Origin of the sequence: Streptomyces sp. NPDC059740 (assembly GCF_042733155.1) — a bacterium.
GTDB lineage: Bacteria > Actinomycetota > Actinomycetes > Streptomycetales > Streptomycetaceae > Streptomyces.
The window spans coordinates 85,993-106,799 of the sequence record NZ_JBHWGP010000008.1 but is presented as its reverse complement, the minus strand read 5'-3'; the positions used below and the strand labels follow the sequence as shown (position 1 = coordinate 106,799).

General features: G+C 74.3%; 18 protein-coding genes and 1 pseudogene. 5 read left to right on the top strand and 14 right to left on the bottom strand.

The features are described 5' to 3' along the window. Positions 1-23: 23 nt before the first annotated feature. Positions 24-284: a transposase gene (locus ACFV3R_RS12885; RefSeq protein ID WP_385580164.1), complete on the top strand. Its 261-nt coding sequence runs from the start codon at positions 24-26 to the stop codon at positions 282-284. 269 nt (positions 285-553) lie between these two features. After that, positions 554-802 (top strand): hypothetical protein, encoded by a 249-nt coding sequence (locus tag ACFV3R_RS12880; RefSeq protein ID WP_385580161.1) that lies wholly within the window; start codon positions 554-556, stop codon positions 800-802. A gap of 320 nt (positions 803-1,122) precedes the next feature. Here ACFV3R_RS12880 and ACFV3R_RS12875 read toward each other — a convergent pair whose 3' ends face one another. Further along, entirely contained in the window at positions 1,123-1,770 is a 648-nt protein-coding gene (locus ACFV3R_RS12875) for a hypothetical protein (RefSeq protein ID WP_385580158.1), read from the bottom strand. Between the two features lie 509 nt (positions 1,771-2,279). On the opposite strand from ACFV3R_RS12875, the gene ACFV3R_RS12870 reads away from it, so the two are divergent. Continuing rightward, positions 2,280-2,426 carry a hypothetical protein gene (locus tag ACFV3R_RS12870; protein WP_385580156.1) on the top strand — a complete coding sequence of 49 codons (147 nt, stop codon included), beginning with the start codon at positions 2,280-2,282 and terminating at the stop codon, positions 2,424-2,426. Between the two features lie 184 nt (positions 2,427-2,610). On the opposite strand, the gene ACFV3R_RS12865 is transcribed toward ACFV3R_RS12870, so the two are convergent. The 3 genes and pseudogenes from ACFV3R_RS12865 to ACFV3R_RS12855 all read right to left on the bottom strand — a co-directional run bounded on the left by ACFV3R_RS12865 (position 2,611) and on the right by ACFV3R_RS12855 (position 4,770). Then, complete coding sequence (locus ACFV3R_RS12865; RefSeq protein ID WP_385580154.1) at positions 2,611-2,874, bottom strand: hypothetical protein; 264 nt, start codon at positions 2,872-2,874, stop codon at positions 2,611-2,613. Between the two features lie 130 nt (positions 2,875-3,004). Next, positions 3,005-3,760, bottom strand: a pseudogene (locus ACFV3R_RS12860) (TetR/AcrR family transcriptional regulator); the annotation flags it as partial. Between the two features lie 68 nt (positions 3,761-3,828). Beyond that, positions 3,829-4,770: a diiron oxygenase gene (locus ACFV3R_RS12855; protein WP_385580152.1), complete on the bottom strand. Its 942-nt coding sequence runs from the start codon at positions 4,768-4,770 to the stop codon at positions 3,829-3,831. A 170-nt stretch (positions 4,771-4,940) separates the two neighbouring features. Here ACFV3R_RS12855 and ACFV3R_RS12850 point away from each other — a divergent pair, with 170 nt between their 5' ends. Beyond that, on the top strand, positions 4,941-6,053 hold the full coding sequence (locus ACFV3R_RS12850) for a ferritin-like domain-containing protein (protein ID WP_385580149.1): 1,113 nt from the start codon (positions 4,941-4,943) through the stop codon (positions 6,051-6,053). A 63-nt stretch (positions 6,054-6,116) separates the two neighbouring features. On the opposite strand, the gene ACFV3R_RS12845 is transcribed toward ACFV3R_RS12850, so the two are convergent. The 4 genes from ACFV3R_RS12845 to ACFV3R_RS12830 form a co-directional block, all read right to left on the bottom strand. Continuing rightward, a complete protein-coding gene (locus tag ACFV3R_RS12845) occupies positions 6,117-6,971 on the bottom strand; it encodes an ABC transporter ATP-binding protein (protein ID WP_385580147.1) in 855 nt (284 codons plus the stop codon). Positions 6,972-7,076: 105 nt separating this feature from the next. Continuing rightward, complete coding sequence (locus ACFV3R_RS12840) at positions 7,077-8,531, bottom strand: peptidoglycan D,D-transpeptidase FtsI family protein (RefSeq protein WP_385580144.1); 1,455 nt, start codon at positions 8,529-8,531, stop codon at positions 7,077-7,079. Next, entirely contained in the window at positions 8,528-10,333 is a 1,806-nt protein-coding gene (locus tag ACFV3R_RS12835; RefSeq protein ID WP_385580141.1) for an FtsW/RodA/SpoVE family cell cycle protein, read from the bottom strand. Before ACFV3R_RS12835 ends, ACFV3R_RS12840 begins: the two co-directional genes overlap by 4 nt. Positions 10,334-10,770: 437 nt before the next feature. Then, a complete protein-coding gene (locus tag ACFV3R_RS12830; RefSeq protein WP_385580138.1) occupies positions 10,771-11,124 on the bottom strand; it encodes an SH3 domain-containing protein in 354 nt (117 codons plus the stop codon). Positions 11,125-11,737: 613 nt separating this feature from the next. On the opposite strand from ACFV3R_RS12830, the gene ACFV3R_RS12825 reads away from it, so the two are divergent. After that, on the top strand, positions 11,738-13,030 hold the full coding sequence (locus ACFV3R_RS12825) for a cytochrome P450 (RefSeq protein WP_385580521.1): 1,293 nt from the start codon (positions 11,738-11,740) through the stop codon (positions 13,028-13,030). Between the two features lie 258 nt (positions 13,031-13,288). Here ACFV3R_RS12825 and ACFV3R_RS12820 read toward each other — a convergent pair whose 3' ends face one another. The 6 genes from ACFV3R_RS12820 to manD form a co-directional block, all read right to left on the bottom strand. After that, positions 13,289-13,861: an SPW repeat protein gene (locus ACFV3R_RS12820; RefSeq protein WP_385580134.1), complete on the bottom strand. Its 573-nt coding sequence runs from the start codon at positions 13,859-13,861 to the stop codon at positions 13,289-13,291. Positions 13,862-14,089: 228 nt separating this feature from the next. Further along, on the bottom strand, positions 14,090-15,169 hold the full coding sequence (locus tag ACFV3R_RS12815; protein WP_385580132.1) for a LysR family transcriptional regulator: 1,080 nt from the start codon (positions 15,167-15,169) through the stop codon (positions 14,090-14,092). 176 nt (positions 15,170-15,345) lie between these two features. Continuing rightward, on the bottom strand, positions 15,346-16,512 hold the full coding sequence (locus ACFV3R_RS12810; RefSeq protein WP_385580129.1) for a LacI family DNA-binding transcriptional regulator: 1,167 nt from the start codon (positions 16,510-16,512) through the stop codon (positions 15,346-15,348). Positions 16,513-16,676: 164 nt separating this feature from the next. After that, the gene (locus ACFV3R_RS12805; protein ID WP_385580126.1) at positions 16,677-18,122 is read right to left on the bottom strand and encodes a GH1 family beta-glucosidase; all 1,446 of its coding nucleotides are present in this window, start codon (positions 18,120-18,122) and stop codon (positions 16,677-16,679) included. Further along, the gene (locus ACFV3R_RS12800; RefSeq protein ID WP_385580123.1) at positions 18,122-19,138 is read right to left on the bottom strand and encodes an aldo/keto reductase; all 1,017 of its coding nucleotides are present in this window, start codon (positions 19,136-19,138) and stop codon (positions 18,122-18,124) included. The genes ACFV3R_RS12805 and ACFV3R_RS12800 overlap by 1 nt, the downstream gene beginning before the upstream one ends. A 382-nt stretch (positions 19,139-19,520) precedes the next feature. Then, on the bottom strand, positions 19,521-20,735 hold the full coding sequence (manD, locus tag ACFV3R_RS12795) for a D-mannonate dehydratase ManD (RefSeq protein ID WP_385580119.1): 1,215 nt from the start codon (positions 20,733-20,735) through the stop codon (positions 19,521-19,523). Positions 20,736-20,807 lie beyond the last annotated feature (72 nt).

Here is a 20,807-nt window from a genome sequence, read left to right as displayed (position 1 = left end):
GTTCGGTGGGGCTGGAGACGTTGTTGCCCCAGGACACCAAGCCGGGCCGGCCCAGGACGCGTCTGGCTCCGGGTCTGCTGGATCGGCTCGCGCGGCAGGGGGTGGCGGTTCCCCTGCTGGTGGCGGATGCCGGTTACGGCCGTAGCGTCTCCTTCCGCCTGGCGTTGGAGGAGCGAGGCTGGTCCTGCGTCATGGCCGTTGATGCCAAGGAGGTTGTCCAGCCCGCCTCGGCCGTGCCGGTCCAGCCGGGCCAGGGCGGGCTGGGGCCGCCCGGGGGCGGATGACGGTGGCACGAACACCCATGCCGGCGGGTACGGGTGGTCTGTCGTAGCCCTGTAACAGGGACCGCGAGCGCTTGGAGCGTCACCCGTTCGTGTGATCGACTGCTTGGGGTGAGCTCGAAGCGCAACGCGACGCTTTGCGGTCGGACACGACTTCGGCCGACCGCGGGGCCGGTTCGGTCCAGTCGCGTTCCGCGATGAGCGGGCCGTGCGCCGCAGAGGCGTACGCGCACCACTGCACGTCTGCACGTATGTACGTAAGGAGAGAAAACATGCGCAAGTTCCAGCGCGCAGCAGTCGCCGCCGCCGGCATCCTGGCTTTCTCCGGCCTCGGCCTCGGAGCCACTGCCCAGGCCGCTGACCTCCCCTCGATAGACACGCAGGGCGACGCCGCGACGGATTGCTTCACGCCGGAGACCCAGCAGTTGGTGGACGAGGGCGTGGGCCACCACGTCACGATCGTCCACTGCGAACGCGAACCGCAGAACCCGGGCAGCATGCTGGTGTTCTACCGGGGCTGAGCCCGAGCGGGTCACCTCCGGCCCTCTCCCGGTCTCCTTGACCGTGCGCGCTCAGGGAACCGGGCCCCGTACCCGCAACGGGGGCTCCGTCGACATGACGCACGAAGGCGGCTCCTCCCCCCCCGTCGGGGGAGGAGCCGCCTTCGTGCTGCTCGGTGACGGCGGTGGTCGGACGTGGGCGAGGGTCACTGCGCTCAACGTCGAGAACCCGGACACCGCGCTTCGACAGGGACGACTACAAGCAGCGGCACGCCGTCGGGTGCGGAATCAACCGGCTCAAACGCCACGGGCCGTCGCCACGCGGTACGACTCGCCGTCCGTTACGAAGCAACCGTGCTGGTCGCAGCGGGTCCGTCGTCAAGGGCCCGGCGCGGGCCGCCCGCCGGCGTGGCCGTCGCCCCCGCTCCCCGCACGCCCGGGCCGGTGGTGGGGCCCGCGGCCCGGCCGGGACCGCCGGCCTCGAACTCCCGGAGGCCCAGGAGGCGGTCGGTCGGCAGGGTCGCCAACGCCTTTTCCACCTCGGCCAGCCTCCTGGACCTCGTCTCCAGGACCCTGCGCCGCGCCGTGGCCAGGCGCCGGTGCGCGACGAGTGCCTCCTTCGCCTTGCCGGTCAGGTCGTTGACGGCGCGTGCCGAGGTGATGAGCCGTCGCACGGTCGCCCGTTGGGCACCGGCCGCCTCGGCCAGCAGATGGCGCCGCTCCAGCAGGGCCTGCGGGGCGGGGGCCAGCAACGCCCGGAGGTAGGGCGTGAGCTGGGCCCCCGCGGTGGTGCGGTACTGGAGGGACGCGAGTCGCCCGGCGTCGGCCCGGGCGCCGGCCAGCGTGCGCCGGGCTGTGGCGAGGCGCCGGGCCAGGACGCGCTCGCGGCCCTCCTGACGGTGCAGGGCCGCGTCCGAACCGGTGACCGCGCGCGTCGCCTCCGCCACCTCCTGGTGCAGCACGCGCAGGCGTGCGAGGAGCGCGGCCACCGAGCCGTCGCCGGTGCCGGCGTCCGCGCGGGGGCCGGTCTGCGGCGCGGCGGCAGCCCCCTGCCGGCGGACGGCCGGTGAGGCTGAAGCGGCCGGTGGGGCGGACGCGGCCGGGCCGGGTGTCCCCGTGGCGCCGGGCGGACGCGTGGCCGGGGCGGTGCTTGCGGGGTTCCCCGCGGGTGGGGCGACCGCCGGTGGTGGGGCCGGGGCGGGCGGCGCGCCGGGTCCGGGAGGTGCACCGGCGGCCAGGGTCCCGGTCACCGCCACCACCGCGCACACCGCCGTGCAGGACCTGCGGAGCACTACGGTCACCTCCCTGCCACGCCGGGTACGGGCCTGACGTGCCCGGTTCGGGTTCGGATGCTGCCACCGCCTTCGACCTGCCGCCTGGGCTGCGGAGGGAACGGGTGGTGTCGCCACCTGTTCGGCGGCGCACCACCGTCACGGCGCACTGCCTGCGGGCCGGAGGAGCGCCGGACGCCGGAACGAGGATCGGTGGGGGGCTTTCCGTGCGCGCACAAGACGCGCACCTCGCGGAGTACGGGAAGCTCGTGGAACAGAACTACCGGAACGCGGGCAACTACTACATACCGCTCTCCCGCATCATCGACTACGCCTGTGAGGGCGATGCCGACGCCCTGGACACCTCCGGCTGAGGAGTCCCAAAGGACTGCCGCGCCGTCCCGGCGGGGCCCTGGCGCCCGGCGCGGCCTGCCCTCGCCGGCCATCGGGGCGGGACAGCCGTTGGTCGCCGGTGTCCGGCGGGACGCCGCGGCGTCCGGGCAGCTTGCCCTGCGGCCCGGCGCTCCGGCGCACCACTGGGGACGCCGCCGGCAGCCGTCAACGCCTGCGCCGGAAGCGCCACTTGATCCCCGAGTCCGCTGTTCCCTCCGGCTCGTGGGTGTAGACCCATCCGCGGGGCAGCCCGAGGCGCCCCGGGGGGCCCGGCTGCCGCCGGTAGTGGTGGACGGTGCGGGTCCCGCCGTCCGGGCCGGGCACCGGGACCCGGTAGTGGGCCGGCGGCCGTCCGGTGGCGTCGACCAGGACGGGGAGCACCCGGCCATCCAGGGGGCCGCCGCGGAAGGGCGTCTGCTCGCTCCTCACCTCAGGCGTCCGCCGTCGTCCCGGAGCCCGTACCGGCCTGCGTCGTCGCCGGGGAGCCTGCTGCGGTGGACGGGGGCGGCTGCACCGCGCCGTCCTCGCCGTCCGCCGCTCTCGCCTCCCCGACGTCGAGCAGCAGGTGCGCGGCGTCCTCGACGACGGGCTGGACGCGCCGGGCGAGGGAGCCCACGGCGCCGTCCGGTGACTCCATGGTCATCGCGGCCCGCGCCACCGCGGCGGTCTGGGCGTCGCAGGCGGCGGATGCGGTGAGCATGGCCACGAACTGGTCGACGAGCCAGTCCCGCAGCTCCTCGCGCGCCGGCGGGGTGCGGTCCTCGGGGGCGGGGGACTCGTCCAGCCAGATCAGGGAGGCGGCCTCCACGCAGGTGATCCAGGTCCGCACCGTCATCCGCAGCCTCGGCCCGGGCCTGGGCGTCCCGAGGTGGTGCAGTATCTGCTCGGCGGCGGCGTGACGCACCTCGTCGACGATGGCGGTGGTGCGGTCGGTGCCGACGACGCTGCCGCCGCGCAGCAGCGCCGCGAAGCCCGCGTCGTGCTCGTCCACGAACGTCAGGTAGCGGTCGAGGGCGTGGCCCAGGCGCCGGGTGAGGGGGCCCACCTCCGGTTCGGCGAAGCAGCCGCGCAGGATGTCGGCGGCGCTGCGCAACGCGGCCTCGTACAGCTGCGGTTTGCCACCGGGGAAGTACCGGTAGACCAGCGGCCGGGAGACCTCGGCGGCGTTGGCCACGTCGTCGAGGGAGACGTCCTCGGGCTGCCGGTGCGAGAACAGCCCGAGCGCCGCGGTGATGAGCTGTGCGCGACGCTGCTCGACGCCGAGCCTGCGGTAGGCCGGCCGGGAGGCTGCTGGGGCGGTGCCGCTGCCGTTCATGTCCGCCAGCGTAACCGCCCCCTGCGCCACGTCCACGAGCGGCTGTTCGGCCACCCGGGGAGGAGGGCTCACAGCAGTCCGGAGCTCTTCCACAGCCGGCGTCCCACGCCCCGCAGCACCCCGATGTCGTCGAGGAAGTCGGTCAGCCGCTTGGCGCCGGTCTGCATCACCTCGCGGCGGTGCCCGCTGGCCTTCACCTGCGCCACCGCCTCCCGCTTGTCGAGCCCGACGTTGGTGTACACCTCGGGGTTGACGAAGGAGATCGAGAAGACGCGGGCCGCCTCACCGCAGCTGAGCCGGGTGAACTCCCGCTCCCAGCGCGGCGCCGTGACCATCTGGCGGCGCAGCTCCTCGCGGGCGTAGCGCACGTGGCGCGCCTCCTCCACGACGTGGATGCGGGTGACGCCGCGGACGAGGGTCTGGATGCGCTCGTCCGGGAAGGTCAGGCGCTGCATCCAGTCGAGGATCTCCTCGCCGAGGAGCGTGGCGGCGAACGAACCCGGCGTCGTGGAGACGGTCTTGAGCAGCCGCGCCAGGTTGTGCGAGACGCGGGAGACCGGGTAGGTGGGTGCGCCGCCCTTCTGGATCATGCGGGCGAACATCTTGGAGTGGCGGCACTCGTCGGCTATCTCGGTCAGCGCGTACCGGACGTGGGCGCTGGTCACCGACTTGTCGTAGATGTGGCGCACCAGGAGCTGCATCAGGATGATCTCGAACCAGATGCCCAGGGAGGCCAGGGAGGCGGCCTCGTGCCGGGAGAGCTCCATGCGCTGTTCCTCGGACATCTTCTTCCACAGCGGGGTGTCGTAGAGGGACACCAGCTCCGGTGGCCAGAACCACTTGCCCTCCTCCAGGGGCGCGTCCCAGTCGAGTTCGGTGTCCGGATCGAAGGAGTGCTTCGCAGAGGAGTCCAGCAGGCGTGTCGCGACCTGCTCGCGGTCCTTGAGCAGGCCGAGTGCGTCGCGCAGGAGCTCGGTCTGGGAGCTGCGGATGTCGGGTGCGGTCGTCATGGCTGAACTACCTCGCTGGCCGTGGTTACCCGGGGTCACGTCTTATGAGACTGCTTGTCAGTAAGGACGTCAATCCCTCTCGCGCGACTTATTGACCCGCCGGTAACGTCGTGTGAACCTGCCAACGGACGCCCCGAGCCCCGTGCTTGGAGACGAGGAGGACCACTGCCATGTCCACCCGCGACATCTACACGCAGGCCCCCGCAGACATCCCCTGGACCGTGCCGGCCACCGGATCGGCGCGCTTCACCTGGGAGTACGACGACGGCCGCGACCGGCTCCTGGCCCTCTACCAGAAGGGCAAGGACAAGCAGTGGGACGCCGTCACCCGCATCGACTGGGACCTGGAGGTCGACCCCTACGACCCGCTGGGCACCCCCGACGAGGCGATGGCCCTTTACGGCACCCGCCACTGGGGTGCGATGACCGGCCGCGACCGCGCCGAACTGCGCCGGCACTTCGCCTCCTGGCAGTTCAGCCAGTTCCTCCACGGTGAGCAGGGCGCCATGGTGTGCGCCGCCCGCATCGTGGAGTCGGCCCCCGACCTGGACGCCAAGTTCTACTCGGCGACCCAGACCATGGACGAGGCGCGGCACGCCGAGATCTACAGCCGCTTCCTCCAGGACAAGATCGGGATGCTCTACCCGATCAACGACAACCTCCAGGCCCTGCTCGGCGACACCCTGCGCGACTCCCGCTGGGACATGCCCTACCTCGGCATGCAGGTCCTCATCGAGGGGCTCGCGCTCGCCGCGTTCGGCATGATCCGCGACACCACGCAGAAGCCGCTGCCCAAGCAGATCCTGGCCTACGTCATGCAGGACGAGGCACGGCACGTCGCCTTCGGGCGGATGGCGCTGCGCGACTACTACAAGCAGCTCACCGACGCCGAACTGCGCGAACGCGAGGAGTTCGTCATCGAGGGCTGCTACCTGATGCGCGACCGCATCCGCGGCCTGGAGGTGCTGGAGAACTTCGGCATCCCGCACGACGAGGCGGTGGAGTACACCGAGCAGTCCGAGTTTCTCCACCTCTTCCGCAAGCTGCTCTTCAGCCGCATCGTGCCCTGCGTGAAGGACATCGGCCTCTGGGGCGAGCGGCTGCAACGCGCCTACGTCGACATGGGCGTGCTCGAACTCGGCGACTCCAACCTGGACCTGCTCATGTCGCAGGACGAGGAGATGGCCGAGAAGATGGACGCGGAGCGGTTCGCCGCCGAGGAGGCGGCCCGCGTCGCCGAGGTCGGGGAGGCGATCGAGCAGGGCGCGGCGGCCGAGGGCTGACCCGCCCCCGCGACAGCCCCCGCCGGCCCGCCGAGCCCGCTTCTGCCGGTCGAACCCGCCCGGTCAGTTGAGGCCGGAGCGGGCCAGCCAGCGGCCGGCGTGCCGGGTCACCTCGACGGGGCGGCCGAAACACGCCGTCATCCGCTCCCCGGTGAGGACCTCCTCGGCCGGACCGAGCGCCTGCACCCGGCCCTCCCTGAGCAGCACCGCGTGCCCGATGGCGGGCGACAGCTCCTCCAGGTGGTGGGTGACGGTGACCGTCGCCAGCTCCGGGCGGCTGCCGGCCAGGTGGCGCATGCTGTCGATCAGGTCCTCGCGCGAGGGCAGGTCGAGGGCGTTGAACGGCTCGTCCAGCAGCAGCAGCGACGGGTCGGACATCAGCGCCCTGGCGATCAGCACCCGCGCCCGCTGGCCCCCCGAGCAGACGCCGAACGGCCGGTCCGCCAACTCCTTGACCTGGAGCTCGGCGAGCAGGGCGTGCGCGCGCTCCCGCGTATCGGTGTCGTACTTGCCCCACAGCGGCTGGACGGTGCCGGTCGCGCCGGTCAGCACGACGGTGTGGCAGTCGGCCGTCGGCGGCACCTTCTGCGCGCTGGAGACCAGCCCGATCGCCGCGCGCAGCTCCCGCACGTCCACCCGGCCCAGCCGGTGGCCCAGCACCTCCACCGTCCCGGTGGTGGGGAACATCATGGCCCCCACCAGCCGCAGGATGGTGGTCTTGCCCGCGCCGTTGGCACCCAGCAGCGCCCAGTGCTCACCGGCGCGCACCGTCCAGTCGACGTCGTCCAGGATGACCTGTTCGTTGGTGCTGCGGCGGACGCTCACCGACGTCAGCCTGGCCACCACCGGGGCGGTGCCGGCCGCCTCCCCGGGCCTGTCCGTGCCTTCCGACTCCTGCGAGGGCTGCGTGGTCGTCATGACCGGAAAGGGTAGCTGTAGAGGGCACCGGTACGCGGTGCCCGTCCGGGGGCTGGAACACCTTCCCGGACGGGCGGCGGCGGCCCCGGCCGGCCCGGCGACGGCTCAGCGCAGCACGGCGCGCATCACCGTCCGGGCCACCGGGGCGGCGTTCCCCCCGCCGCTGATGTCTGCGCGCCGGGCCGCCGCGTCCTCCACCACCACGGCCACCGCCACGGCCGGGTCCGGGGCGTTCGCCGCCCGCGCCCAGGCCACGAACCAGGCGTAGGGCTTGCCGCTGTTGTGCGGGCCGTGCTGGGCCGTGCCCGTCTTCCCGCCGACCGTCGCGCCGGGGATCGCCGCGTTGCGGCCGGTGCCGTGGGCGACCGCGTCCACCATGAGCTCCTGGAGCTGCTCGGCGGTGGCCGGGGTCATGGCGCGGCGGGACGCCCGGCCGGGGGAGGGCGGCAGGGCGGCGCCGCCGGCGTCGGTGACCCGCTCCACCAGGTGCGGCGCCACCAGGTCACCGCCGGTGGCGACCGCCGAGGCGACCATCGCCATCTGCAAGGGCGTCGCCGTGGTGTCGAACTGGCCGATGGCCGACAGCGCCGTCTGCGCCGGGTCCATGGTGGTCTCGAAGGTGGAGCGGGCCACCGGCGAGGGCACCCGCAGCGTCGCGTCGTTGAACCCGAACCGCTCGGCGGCCTGCGCCATCGCCCGGGAGCCGAGCCGCTCGCCCAGGTGGGCGAAGACGGTGTTGCAGGAGCGCACGAACGCCTCCCGCAGCGTGGCGCGAGCGCACCCCGACGCCTCGTTGACCAGCCGGGTGCGGGTGGCCGGCAGCAGGTAGGGGTCGGGGGTGTCGGTTGCCGTGTCGGCGTCGGGAACCTCTCCGGCGTCCAGCGCCGCGGCCGCCGTGACGATCTTGAAGGTGGAGCCGGGCGGGTAGGCCGCGGCCAGCGCACGGTTGAGCAGCGGGCGGCCGGGGTCGCGGTCGAGGTCGTGCCAGGCGGCGGTGACCGCCTGGCCGGTGCCCGAGAGCCGCTCGGGGTCGTAGGACGGGGAGCTGACCAGGGCGAGGATGCGGCCGGTCCGTGGCTGGAGCGCCACCACCGCTCCCCGTCGCGCACCCAGCGCCGCGAAGGCCGCCCGCTGCACGGCCGGGTCCAGGGTCGTCACCACGTCGCCGCCCGGCCGGCGCGAGCCGGTGAACCTGTCCCACAGCGGCAGCGGGGCCAGGCGCGGGTCGGTGCCCGCCAGCACGGCGTCCTCGGCGGCCTCGACCTGGGAGGGACCGTAGAGCTGGGAGGAGTAGCCGGTGACCGGGGCGTACAGCGGCCCTTCGGGGTACCTGCGTTCCCACCGCAGCCGCTGGCCGCTGTCCCGCGAGCCGGTGACCGGGCGGCCGGCCACCAGGATGTCGCCGCGCGGCTGCTCGTAGCGCAGCACCGCAGGCCGCCGGTTGCCCGGGTGGCCGTTGTACTCCTCGGCGCGCCAGAGCTGCACCCGGGCCGCGTTGACCAGCAGGGCGACCAGCAGGGCCAGGCTCAACGCGGCCGCGTGGCGCACCTGGCGGTTCACCGGTCGCCCCCTTCGCCGGCCGCCCCGCCGGCGCCGTCCGCGCGGTGTCCGCCGTGCGGCGCGGGGAACGGCTCGCGGGGCGGAAACGGTTCGTCCGCAGCGGCGGGAGCGTCCCAGGGCCGGACCGGGTGGGGCGGGGGCGCCGTGTCCGGCAGGCCGTCCCCGGCCCGGCCGGCCGGGGTGGCGGAGGCAGGGCGGGAGGGCAGGCGGCCGGACCCGGGGGAGCCCGGTCGGGGCGCCCGGACCGGGCCGGTTCCGGCCACCCGGGACAGGCGGAGGGTTCGGGGCTCCGGCAGGTCGCGGTCCGCCCCCGCCGGGGCGTCCTCGGGTGCCTGCGCGGAGGGGGCGGGCGGATCCGGACGGGGGGTGCGGGCCCGGTCGCTGAGCCGGACCAGCAGGGCCACGACGACCCAGTTGGTGACCACCGAGGAGCCGCCCTGGGCCAGGAACGGCATCGCCATGCCGGTCAGCGGGATCAGCCCGGTCACGCCGCCGGTGATGACGAAGACCTGGAGCCCGAGCAGCGCGGCGAGCCCCACCGCCAGCAGTCGCCCGAACGGGTCGGCCAGGCCCAGGGCGGCACGGTAGCCGCGGGCCACCAGCATCGCGTAGAGCAGCAGCAGGGCGGTGAGTCCGGCCAGCCCCAACTCCTCGCCGAAGGTGGCCAGTACGAAGTCGGACCTCACCGCGAAGCCGACGAGCCAGGAGTGCCCCTGCCCCAGCCCGGTGCCCAGGGCGCCGCCGGCGGCGAAGGCGAAGAGCGACTGCGCGAGCTGACCCGGACCGCCGCCCCCGTCGATGGCGGCGAACGGGTGCAGCCAGTCCTGGACCCTGCCGTGGACGTGCGGTTCCAGGGCCCCCACCGCGCCCGCGCCGGCGGCTGCCAGCAGCAGTCCGACCGCGACCCATCCGGTGCGGCCGGTGGCCACGTACAGCAGGACCAGGAACGCGCCGAAGAACAGCAGCGAGGTCCCCAGGTCGCGCTCCAGCAGCAGCACCCCCACGCCGGCCAGCCAGATCGCCAGGACCGGCCGGACCGAGCGGAGGAGCCGGGGCGCCCCGAGGGGCCGGGGGACCCGGTGGAACGGGATCGGCGGGAGGCGGCGGGGCACCCGCAGGAGCCGGGTGGCGGGGGCGCGGCAGGCCGTCCGGGCGGTGCCCCGCACCGGGCCGGGCGGCCGTCGGCCGGTCGCGGCCAGGACGGGCCCCTCGGCAGCCAGGTAGGCCGCGAAGAAGACCGTGATGAGGACCTTCGCGAACTCGGCCGGCTGGAGCGAGAGGCTGCCGAGCCGGATCCAGATCCGTGCGCCGTTGACCGCGGGGAAGCCGATCGGCACGACCATCAGCGCCAGCGCCGCCGCCGCGCTCCGGTAGGCGTGCCGCTCCAGGCGGCGGTGGTCCCGCAGTACCCACACCACCAGGCCGAACAGCCCCACACCGAGCGCCGACCACACGACCTGCGCCGGGGCCGCGGCTCTCCCGGGGGCGTCCAGGTCGAGCCGGTGCAGGACGACCAGGCCCAGCCCGTTGAGCAGGACGGCGATGGGCAGCAGCAGGGGGTCGGCGTGCGGTGCCCGCAGCCGCACCACCAGGTGTGCCAGCAGGGCGAGCAGTGCCAGTGCCGCGGTCTGCCGGTCTGCCGCGGCGGACACCGTGGCGTGCCGGGCGAAGGCCGCGGTCCGGTAGCCGTAGACGCAGACCAGCACCGCCCCCGCCACCATCGCCAGCTCCACCCCGCGCCGCCGGGGACGCGGCGGAACCGGAAGGAGGGTGTCCGCCAGGGGGGCCGTCGGGGGCGTCATGGCAGGCAAACGTAGCAACTTGCGCGCCCTATGTCCGTTATGTGGCGGAAGTGGTGCGTGCGCGGGGGCGAAGTGGTGCGTCCGTGCGCGCAGACGTGATGGGTGGCCCGGCCCGGGAGCGCACCTGCGGGAGCCTTCCGGGCGACGGGCGACGGGCGACGGGCGACGGGCGACGGGCGACGGGTGACGGGCGACGGGCGACGGGCGACGGGTGACGGGTGACGGGCGGTCGGGTCGGGGGCCGGTGCGGGGTGGCGCGCCTGGTCGTCCGGGGGTGGCCGGGCCGGCGGGGAAGCGGCGGTCGGCCCGGTGGGGGCGGTGGGCTGCCGGGGGGGAACTGCGGTGGCCGCCCGGCGTCCTGGGGACGCGGGCGGCCGGACCGCTCACCGGGGACACCGCCTACCGGGCAGGGCCCGGCCCGTGGGGCGGCTGTCGGTTCAGCACCAGCGCGGGGCCGGGCCGATGTTCTCGATGTAGCGGGCGGAGGACCAGGCGTACCGGCCGTCGGCGAGGCGGTACCAGCGCTTGTTGCCCCGGATGTTCTCGCCGTTCTTCTTGCAGACGATCTTCACGATCGAGCCGTACTTGTTGAAGCCCACCACCCGGTAGTGGGTGCTCGGGCCGGTGCGGACCAGCAGGCCGGTCCGGGCGATGACCCGCCCCTTGTAGAGGTGGTGGTGGCCGTGGCCGTCGGGGGCGTCGGCGACGGCGGGTCCGGCGGCGACCGCGGTGGTCATCGCACCGGCCGCGAGGCAGAGGGCGATCTTGCCGGACTTGGTGATGGAGAACATGCGCTTCCTCCTGCGGGGATGTCCGTGAGTGATGGGTGAGCAGTCCGTCCCGGGGCGGCCTGGCCGGGTGGGCCCACCTGGCGGTACGTCCCCGAGGGGTCGGACGACGGAGTGAGATGCAGGGCGACATGCGCAGATATGCACGACTGTGCCCGCCTTGCGGTCTCACGCTAGGACTGTCACGGAACGCCCGCAACTCGTCACTCCGGGCAGTGAAGTCCTCCCCGCGGGCGGGGTGCCCTCCGGCGCGAGGGGGCTCTTACGTCAAGGGCGGTCGGTGGTGGAGGCTGCGCCGGCCCGTCGTCGCCACCTCGTCGGCGGGGCGCGGTGAGTGAGGGGTGCGGGGCTCCCGGTGGCCGCCGGGGAAGGCTGTCGGCGGTGACTCTCGCGGGCGGCGGTCGCGGGTGGACGGGGGTGGGGCCGGAGTCGCGGCCTGGTGCGGTGGCCGGGGTGGCGGGCTCGGCGGAGGCCCGGGGTGTGCCCTGCGTCACTCCCGTTCGCGGGGTCCGTGGCGGTACACGTACAACACCCCTGTACGACACCCGGATTGTTATCCGAAGTGTCCCTGATGTAACCCTGAGGCGTGTGACCGCGTATGCCGTTGGCAGGCAGTATGGGCGGCATGACGACTCTCCGCTCCCAGTTCCTCGCATGGGTCGGCCGTAGGTATCTGGCGAGAAAGCAGAAGACGGGCTTCGACCTGTCCAAGATGTCCTTCCTGCCGGACAAGGTGCTCATGCCGCTGCGGCGCGAGGGGTTCGATCCCGTACCGAGTCTCGGGGAGGTGCGGCGCAAGGCTCCGGTGAGCCGGTTGCCCGTGCCGATAGCCGCCAACGTCTGGCTGGTCACCGGCTACGACGAGGTCAAGCAGGTGCTCGGCAAGGCGAAGGCGTTCAGCACCGACTTCACCAACCTCATCGGCAACGCCGGTGCCAGCACGGAACAGAACCCCGGCGGCCTCGGTTTCGCCGACCCGCCCGTGCACACCCGGCTGCGCCGGCTGCTGACGCCGGAGTTCACCATGCGGCGCCTGGGCCGGCTCACTCCGCGTATCCACGACATCGTCGAGGAGTGCCTGAGCACGATGGAGAAGGAGGCGCAGTCCGGCGAGCCCGTGGACCTCGTCAAGCACTTCGCCCTCCCCATCCCCTCCCTCGTCATCTGTGAACTGCTGGGCGTGCCCTACGAGGACCGTGCGGACTTCGAACGCCTCAGCGCCGCCCGCTTCGACCTCTTCGGCGGGGCCAACGCCTCGCTCGGTGCGATATCGGAGTCGCTCGGCTACTTCCGCGAACTGGTCGCCAGGCAGCGCCAGGAGCCGGGCGACGGACTGATCGGCATGATCCTCCGGGAGCACGGCGACGACGTCAGCGACGAGGAACTCGCCGGACTCGCCGACGGCGTGCTCACCGGCGGCTTCGAGACGACGGCGAGCATGCTGGCCCTGGGTGTGCTGGTGCTGCTGCGCGACCGGGAGCACTTCGCCGCGATGGCCGAGAGCGAGGAGGCCACCGAGGCCTACGTCGAGGAGCTGCTGCGCTACCTCACCGTGGTGCAGGTGGCCTTCCCCCGGTTCGCACGGGAGGACATGGAGATCGGCGGGGTGGCCGTGCGCGCCGGCGACGTCGTCCTCTGCTCCCTCAGCGGCGCCGACCGCGACGGCGGGCTCGGCCCCGACATGGAGCGTTTCGACCCGCACCGTTCCGTGCCCTCGCACCTGGCCTTCGGCTACGGCATACACCGCTGCGTCGGAGCGGAACTGGCCCGCATGGAGCTGCGTACCGCCTACCCGGCCCTCGCGCAGCGGTTCCCGAAGATGCGGCTGGCCGTCGACGAGCGCAAGTTGGCCTTCCGCAAGCTGTCCATCGTGTACGGCGTCGACTCCGTCCCCGTGCACCTGGACTGACCCCCGCGCCCCCCCCGTACCCCGCCGGCCACCGGCCCGGGATGTGCGGCAGCGGCGGCTCGCGGGCCCGGGCGTACGGGAGAGGTCCGGGCTCCGGCGGTCGGTGGGGCCCACGGAGGGGGTGCTGCGGTGCGGGCGCACGACGTCCCGCGCCGCCGGCCCCGGCGCAGGCAAGAGGCCCCGCGCTCCCGATGGGGAGCCGGGGCCCCGCGCGTCACTGGACGACGCGCTGTCCGGTGTTGCTGTCCGCCGGGGTGATCACATACCGCCCGGGCGGTCCCGTTCGTCCCTCTCCTGTGCGCGTGTCATCTTCGCTGCACGGCGGCCGTGCCTCATGCCGCGCCGTGCGTCACCGCTGTCCATCTCGGTGTCTCCGCCACCTGCCCGGGCGGTCTTCTTGCCCTTGCGCATGGCGAAGGTCATCATGGCCAGGCCGCAGAACGCAGCCACACCACCCCCGATGACGTTGGTGACGATGATGTGGGTGTTGTCCGGGGCTCCCTTCATCACCCACTGGGAGATCAGCACCCAGGCGCCCATCAGCGGAAGCGCCCAGCCGATGTGGTGGGTGCGGCCGTAGTTCGACCCCAGGGTCAGGGTCAGCGCCGAGATGGCGAGGCCGATCACCAGGCTGCTGACGGTCAGCACCGTCGAGCTGGTGTAGAAGCCCACGATCCACGGCGAGATCGCGATGAAGAGTCCGGCCAGGAAGGCCAGCCCCTCGAAGATCCCTCCGGTGGGTCCGGACGCCGCACGGTCGTGCTTGGCCCGCATCGCTTGGATGTCCGGGTGGTCCTCGATGTTGGTGTGGTGAGAAACCGGCGCACTCATGAAGTACCCCCTTCGCGCGAGGAGATGGGGTGATGTGTAGTGCTGTTCTCGGTGCGCGAGTACACGTCTCGCAACGCATATAAATCTAGCATAAGCGCCCAAAACGGACTACTCGAAGTGGCCAGAAGCGGCCCCGTACGGTAGGTGCGTGAGGCGATGCTCAGGGTGGTGGTCACCCGGCAGCACCGTCCGGGTGTCCGCCCTGCCGGCCCGCGATGCCCGTGGGCGTCAGCCGGCGAGCGGCGCCGAGGTGTCCGCCGGGCGGTGGGAGAGGACCGTGCGCGCCTGGTGGGTGGCGGGCGCCGCCGCCAGCCGCACGCAGCGGCGCACCGCGCGCCCCGAGGGGGTCGCGGCGCGGTCGGCGGGCCACCAGAGCGTCATGGGTCCGCGGTGGACCGGCAGCGGGACGATCCGCAGGCCCGCCAGGTCTGCGCCGTGCAGGTTGAGGGCGTCGGTCACCCCCGCGCCCCAGCCGCGTCGCACCAGCGAGAGCATCGTGAGCACCTGCGCGGTCCCCAGCGCCCGCACCTCGGGCCCCAGCCCCAGCAGCGCCACCGTGCGCTCGGCCTCCTCGTGGTCGCCGAGCACCACCAGGGGGCGGGGCAGGGCCGCCGGCAGTGCCGCACCGAACGCCTCCGCGCAGCCCGCGGGAGTGTCTGCGCCCCGCGCCGGCACCCGCCCGACCCCCTCGGCCCGCTCCGTCCCCTCGATCCCGTCGGCCCCCTGGCCCGCCCGCCACGTGCCGAGGTGGGCGCGCGGGCCGTCCGTGCCGGTCCCCTCGGGCAGGACGGCGACCGTGGTGGTCGGCCACAGCTCTTCCCCCCGGGCCCGCTTCCCGGTCGGCCCGTCCGCCGGTTCCGGGCGGTACACGGCCAGGTCGTAGGTCCCCTCGGCGAGCCCGCGCGACAGCGCGGAGGCGGTGGCCTCCCGGGGGAGGACGTGCACCCCGGGGCAGGTGTCGCGGACCCGGGTGAGCAGCCTCGGCAGGAGGAAGGGCGCCGCGTCGGGGTCCACCCCCAGCCGTACCTCGCCGCGCAGCCCCTCGCGCGCCTCGCCGGCGAGCGAGCCCAGCGAGGCCAACTGGCGCAGGGCGGAACGCGCGTGGCCGAGCAGCGTCCGGCCCTCCGGGGTGAGGCCCACCGGGTGCCGCCCGCGGTCGAAGAGCCGCAGCCCCAGCGCCTTCTCCAGGGCGGCGACGTGTGCGCTCACCCGCGGCTGGGACCGGCCGAGCGCCGCGGCGGCTGCCGAGAAGCCGCCGTGGTCGGCGACGGCGACGAAACTCGCGACCCACTCGTGCCGGTAGTCCATGTCCCCCAGGCCTCCGCAGCGGTCGGTTAACCGGTTTCGTCACCGGGTGCTCCGACGGTAACGCAGGGCGCGGGGCGAGGGACAGGGGGAGCGCGGTGCAGTCGCGGCGGACGCCGGGTCCCCGGACCGGCGGCCGGCAGCGGTCGCCGGACCGGGCCGACCCCTGAACCCGCGGATCACGCCCGGGGCGGTGTTCCCGTCGACTCGCGGACCACCAGGGTGGAGTCCGGCATCAGGTCGGGCGGGGTCAGCGGTTCGCCGAGTTCGTGCAGGAGGCGGCGGGCGGCCCGTTCGCCGCGGCCCTGCACGTCCTGGCGGACGGTGGTGAGGGCGGGGGAGATCCAGCGGCTGACGGGAAGGTCGTCGTGGCCGGCGACCGAGACGTCCCCGGGCACGGAGAGGCCCTCGGCCCGCAGGGTCTGGATGCCGGCGATCGCCATGATGTCGCTGTCGTAGAAGACAGCGGTGGGCCGGTCGGCCTGCCGGAGGAGGTCGGCCGTGGCGGCGGCCCCGCTCGGTGCGGTGAAGTCCGCCTGCCGCAGCGCGGTCACCGTCAGCCCGGCCTCGCGTGCGGTGCTGTGGAAGAGCGAGAGGCGCTGGGAGACGTGGGCGAGGCGGTGGGGGCCGTGGACGTAGCCGACGCGGCGGTGGCCCAGGCCGGCGAAGTGCCGTACGACGTCGGCGATCCCGCTGTCGGGGTGGCGTTCCTCCACGCACGGCAGGTCGGCTCCGGCCCACGGCCGGCTGATCAGCACCGCGGGCAGGCCCAGTCGGCGCACCAGGGCGAACCGGCCGTCGTCACACCGGGGATCGGCCATGATCACACCGGCGACGCGGTGCTCCACCGCCAGACTGCGGTACATCTCGTCCTCCGCCTGCTCGGAGTCGGGCGTGGAGATGCGCAGCGTCAGCGTGTAGCCGAGGGGCGCGAGGACCCGCTCGACGCCGGAGAGCAGTTCGGGGAAGAAGGGGTCGGCGCTCAGCAGGTCCGGCGGGCGGTCCAGCACCATGCCGACGGTGCGGGTGCGGCCGTGGGCGAGCGCCGCCGCAGTGGAGTTGGGGCGCCAGCCCAGCCGGGTGGCGGTCGCCAGGATGCGGGTCCGGGTGGTGTCGGAGACGCCGGGCCGGCCGTTGAGCGCCTTGGAGACGGCTGCCTTGGACACCCCGGAGGCCAGGGCCACGTCCCGGATGGTCACCGGGGGCCCGCCGTCCGCCGGTGCCCCGGGGGCGGCGTCCGCCGCGTCGGGAGCGGCGCCGGACCGCGTCCGTGCCTGCGTCCGCGCCGGGGGCGGCCCGGGCGCTTCCGCCCGGCCGCCGTCGTGCCGCGTCCCCGTGGTGTCCATGTCCTCGTGCCTCCCCGGCGCACTCTACGACGCCCCCGCCTGGACGGCCCCGCCCGCGCCGGACGCTCCGGCCCGCGCGGGTGGCGGACCGGCCCCCGGCGCGCGGGCCCCGGTGGCCGGCCGGGAACCCGGCCGGAGGCTGCGCACCGGTCCGCCCCGGCCGGTCAGCGCCTGGGGCGCCGGGCGACCTCCGCGAACCAGCGTCCGCTGTCCTTCACCGTGCGCCGCTGGGTGGCGTAGTCGACGTGGACGATGCCGAACCGCCGGTCGTAGCCCCAGGCCCACTCGAAGTTGTCCAGCAGCGACCAGACGAAGTAACCGCGCAGGTCGGCGCCCTCCTCGCGGGCCCGCAGCGCGGCCCGCACGTAACCGTCGAGGTAGGCCACGCGGTCCGGGTCGTGGACGCGCCCCTCGGCGTCGGCGGTCTGCGGGTCCGGATAGGCGGCGCCGTTCTCCGTGATGTAGAGCGGCAGTTCACGTCCCGCGCCGCGGCCGTACTCGCGGTCCACCCGGGTGATGACCTCGGCGATGCCCTCCGGGTCGACCTCCCAGCCCATAGCGGTCTGCGGCAGCCCGGTGGTGACGAACTCGACGTCCTCGCAGGCCACCCAGGGCGAGGGGGTGCCCGCGGGCGCGGGCTGCCCGGCGGCGCGCACCACGTGCCGTGAGTAGGTGTTGATGCCGAGCACGTCGACGGGGACGCTGATCTCCGCAAGGTCCGCCTCGCGGATCCAGTCCGGCTCCCCGACGTTGCCGCGCACGTGCGCCAGGACGTCGTCCGGGTAGGCGCCGCGCAGGACCGGGTCGAGGAAGACGCGGTTCATCAGGCCGTCGATGCGCCGGGCCGCTTCGAGGTCGGCGGCCTCCCCGGGCCGGGCCGGGGTGACGGGGTAGAGGTTGAGGGTGAGGCCGTAGGAGTGCTCGCCGGCCAGGCCCGTCCCGCGCATGGCGCGCACCGCCCGGCCGTGGGCCAGCATCAGGTGGTGGGCGGCGCGCAGCGCGGCCACCGGGTCCTGCACGCCGGGCGCGTGGTGGCCGTTGCCGTAGCCGAGGAACGCCGAGCACCACGGCTCGTTCATCGTCGTCCAGTTGCGCACCCGGTCGCCCAGCCGCTCGTGGACCCGCACCGCGTAGTCGGCGAACCGGTCGGCGGTCTCGCGCGCGGGCCAGCCCCCGGCGTCCTCCAGCGCCTGCGGCAGGTCCCAGTGGTAGAGGGTGACCCAGGGCTCGATGCCCGCTTCGAGCTGGGCGTCCACCAGGCGCTGGTAGAAGTCCAGCCCCTCGGCGTTCAGTTCGCCCCGGCCGGTGGGCTGGAGCCGCGGCCAGGCCAGCGAGAAGCGGTAGTGGGTGGCGCCCAGGTCGGCGAGGAGGGCGATGTCCTCGCGGTAGCGGTGGTAGTGGTCCACGCTCACGTCGCCGTTGTCACCGCCGAGCACGGCACCGGGGACGCGGCAGAAGGTGTCCCAGATGGACGGCGCCCGGCCGCCCTCGGAGGTGGCGCCCTCGATCTGGTAGGCGGCGGTCGCGGTGCCCCAGGCGAAGCCCTCGGGCAGGGCGAGGGGGCGGGCGGGCTCGGCGGCGAGGGGGAGCGGACGGTCGGTGACGGACATCAGCGGGTGGTTCCCTTCGCGGCGGTGGCGGTCTCGGGAGCGCCGTCGAGCCAGAGCTCGGGCGGCAGGGCCAGGGCGTCCAGTTCCGCCCAGAGCCCGTCGGGGATGTCGGTGAGCGCCAGCTCCACGGTCTGCCGGACGCGTTCGGGCGTGGAGACCCCCGCGACGGTGGCGGTGATGCGCGGGTCGCGCAGCGAGAACTGGAGCGCCGCGGCGGCCGTGGGCACACCGGCCTCGCGGCACAGCTCCGCGATGCGCAGCACCCGCTCGCGCACCGGCGCGGGCGTCTCCCGGTAGGCGTACCTGGGCTGCTGTCCGGGCCCCTTGGCCAGGATCCCGCCGGCGAAGGGCGCGGCGTTGAGCACCGCCACGCCGTGCGCGGCGGCCACCTCGAAGAGCCGTTCGGCGCTGCGGTCCAGGAGGGTGTAGCGGTTGTGGGTGAGGACGACGTCGAAGGCGCCGGTCTCGATGTAGCGGATCATCAGGTCCACGGGCCCGCCCGCCACGCCGATGGAGCCGGCGACGCCCTCCTCCCGCAGGGCGACCATCGCCTCGACCGCGCCGCCGGGGCCGACCGTCTCCGCGAAGTCCGCGTTCTCCGGGTCGTGCAGGTGGTAGAGGGGGAAGTGGTCCAGGCCGAGCCGCTGGGCGCTCTCCTCGGCGCTGCGCCGCACCCGCTCCCCGGAGAAGTCCCCGGTGCGCTCGTCCCGGTCGGCCTTGGTGGCCAGGACGAAGCCGTCGGGTACGCCGCCCGCCTCGCGCAGGGCCGCGCCGATGCGCTGCTCGCTGCGGCCCTCGCCGTAGTTGTTGGAGGTGTCCAGGAAGTTGACCGGCCCGGCGAGGATCTCGCGCAGCGTCGCCGCGGCCCGCTCCGGCGGGACCTGGTAGCCGAAGTTCTGCGGCATGCCCCCGAGCGGGCCGCCGCCGAAGCACAGCGGGGTGACGTCCAGCCCGGTGCGGCCCAGGGGGCGGCGGGGGAACGGGGCGCTCGGGTCGTCGGTCGCGGAGTGGGCCATGTCTCTCCCAGCGGGGGCGGTCGGGTGCCGTGTGCGGGCGTACCCGGGGCCGTGCCGGGCCGGTGGTGCCCCCGCGGCCCCGCATGCGTCCGGTCACGCCGTCCCGCCTGCCGCTCGGCGGTCTCCGCTGTGGGGGAGCGCCGTCGGACGGCCTGCGGCGCGGCGCCGCCCGCCCTGTCATGGTCGGTCACACGGCGGTGCCGTGCACAGCCCCGGGAGGCGTCCTCCGGGGCCGGCCCGGCCCGTCATCCGCCCGGCGGATGGCAGCCATCCGCCCGCCGGGTGGGGCGCACCGGGCGCCGGGCGGCCCGGCCCGGGAGCCCGCCGCCGGGCCTCCCACCCCGCAAGCCGTCCCCACCGGGCCGCGCCAGGCCCCCCGGGGTCACCAGTCGTGCACCGAGCCGTCCCGCAGCCGGTTCACCGGAAGGTACTTGGGCGAGTACGGGTACCGGGCGGCGGCATCCTCGTCGAACTCGACGCCGATACCGGGGGCGTCGCCGGGGTGCATGAGGCCGTCCTCGAAGGTCCAGGAGGTGCGGAAGACCTCCTCGTAGCCCGGCAGGTGCGCCATGTACTCCTGCATGCCGAAGTTGGGGATCGACAGGTCCAGGTGGAGGGCGGCGGCGAAGGACACCGGCGAGAGGTCGCCCGCGCCGTGCGAACCGGAGCGCACCCCGTAGGGCTCGGCGAGCGCGAAGATCTTGCGGAGCTGGGTGACGCCGCCGGCGTGGGAGACGGAGGCCCGGACGTAGTCGATGAGCCGGCGCGTGATCAGGTGCTGGCAGTCGAAGACGCTGTTGAAGATCTCACCGACCGCCAGCGGCGTGGTGGTGTGGCGGCGGATGAGGTCGAAGGCCTCCTGGTCCTCGGCCGGTGTCGCGTCCTCGATCCAGAACATCCGGTAGGGCTCCAGCGACTTGCCCAGCCGCGCCGCCTCGATCGGGGTGAGCCGGTGGTGGACGTCGTGCAGGAGCTGGAAGCCGTAGCCGAACTTCTCCCGTACCGCGGCCATGTAGCTCGGTACGAAGTCCAGGTAGGCGCCGGTGTCCCAGTCCTCCACCGAGGGCAGTGAACCGTCCGCCGGCTCGTAGGTGTCCCCGCCGCCCTTGCGCTGGCCGTAGACCCGCTCCAGCCCGGGCACGGCGGCCTGCGCCCGCACCGCGCGGAAGCCCCGGTCCAGGAACCGCTGCACGTCCTGAAGCAGCTCGGGGACGGTGTCGCCGCTGGCGTGCCCGTAGACGGTCACCCCGTCGCGGGCCGCGCCGCCCAGCAGTTGGTACAGCGGCAGACCGGCCACCTTGCCCTTGATGTCCCACAGGGCGACGTCGACGGCGGCGATCGCCGTCATGGTGACGGGCCCGCGCCGCCAGTAGGCGCCCTTGTAGAGGTACTGCCAGGTGTCCTCGATGCGGTGCGCGTCCCGGCCGATCAGCAGCGGGCAGACGTGGTCGCGCAGGTAGGAGGCGACCGCGAGTTCGCGGCCGTTGAGGGTGGCGTCGCCGATGCCGGTGACGCCGTCGGAGGTGGTGATCTTCAACGTCACGTAGTTGCGGCCGGGGCAGGTGACGTGGACGGTGGCGTCGGTGATGGTGGCCATGGTGCTCCTCGCGGGGAGTGCGGTGCGGGTGGACGTGGGGCGGCCGGGCCCTCGGCCCGGACGCGGTGGACC

Excerpts from the sequence above, each read along its gene's own strand:
- ACFV3R_RS12835 (WP_385580141.1), bottom strand. The coding sequence starts at position 10,333 with ATGACGCCCCCGACGGCCCCCCTGGCGGACACCCTCCTTCCGGTTCCG.
- ACFV3R_RS12800 (WP_385580123.1), bottom strand. The coding sequence starts at position 19,138 with ATGGCCCACTCCGCGACCGACGACCCGAGCGCCCCGTTCCCCCGCCGC.
- ACFV3R_RS12855 (WP_385580152.1), bottom strand. The coding sequence starts at position 4,770 with ATGACGACCGCACCCGACATCCGCAGCTCCCAGACCGAGCTCCTGCGC.
- ACFV3R_RS12825 (WP_385580521.1), top strand. The coding sequence starts at position 11,738 with ATGGGCGGCATGACGACTCTCCGCTCCCAGTTCCTCGCATGGGTCGGC.
- ACFV3R_RS12820 (WP_385580134.1), bottom strand. The coding sequence starts at position 13,861 with ATGAGTGCGCCGGTTTCTCACCACACCAACATCGAGGACCACCCGGAC.
- ACFV3R_RS12845 (WP_385580147.1), bottom strand. The coding sequence starts at position 6,971 with ATGACGACCACGCAGCCCTCGCAGGAGTCGGAAGGCACGGACAGGCCC.
- manD (WP_385580119.1), bottom strand. The coding sequence starts at position 20,735 with ATGGCCACCATCACCGACGCCACCGTCCACGTCACCTGCCCCGGCCGC.
- ACFV3R_RS12880 (WP_385580161.1), top strand. The coding sequence starts at position 554 with ATGCGCAAGTTCCAGCGCGCAGCAGTCGCCGCCGCCGGCATCCTGGCT.
- ACFV3R_RS12830 (WP_385580138.1), bottom strand. The coding sequence starts at position 11,124 with ATGTTCTCCATCACCAAGTCCGGCAAGATCGCCCTCTGCCTCGCGGCC.
- ACFV3R_RS12805 (WP_385580126.1), bottom strand. The coding sequence starts at position 18,122 with ATGTCCGTCACCGACCGTCCGCTCCCCCTCGCCGCCGAGCCCGCCCGC.
- ACFV3R_RS12815 (WP_385580132.1), bottom strand. The coding sequence starts at position 15,169 with ATGGACTACCGGCACGAGTGGGTCGCGAGTTTCGTCGCCGTCGCCGAC.
- ACFV3R_RS12850 (WP_385580149.1), top strand. The coding sequence starts at position 4,941 with ATGTCCACCCGCGACATCTACACGCAGGCCCCCGCAGACATCCCCTGG.
- ACFV3R_RS12810 (WP_385580129.1), bottom strand. The coding sequence starts at position 16,512 with ATGGACACCACGGGGACGCGGCACGACGGCGGCCGGGCGGAAGCGCCC.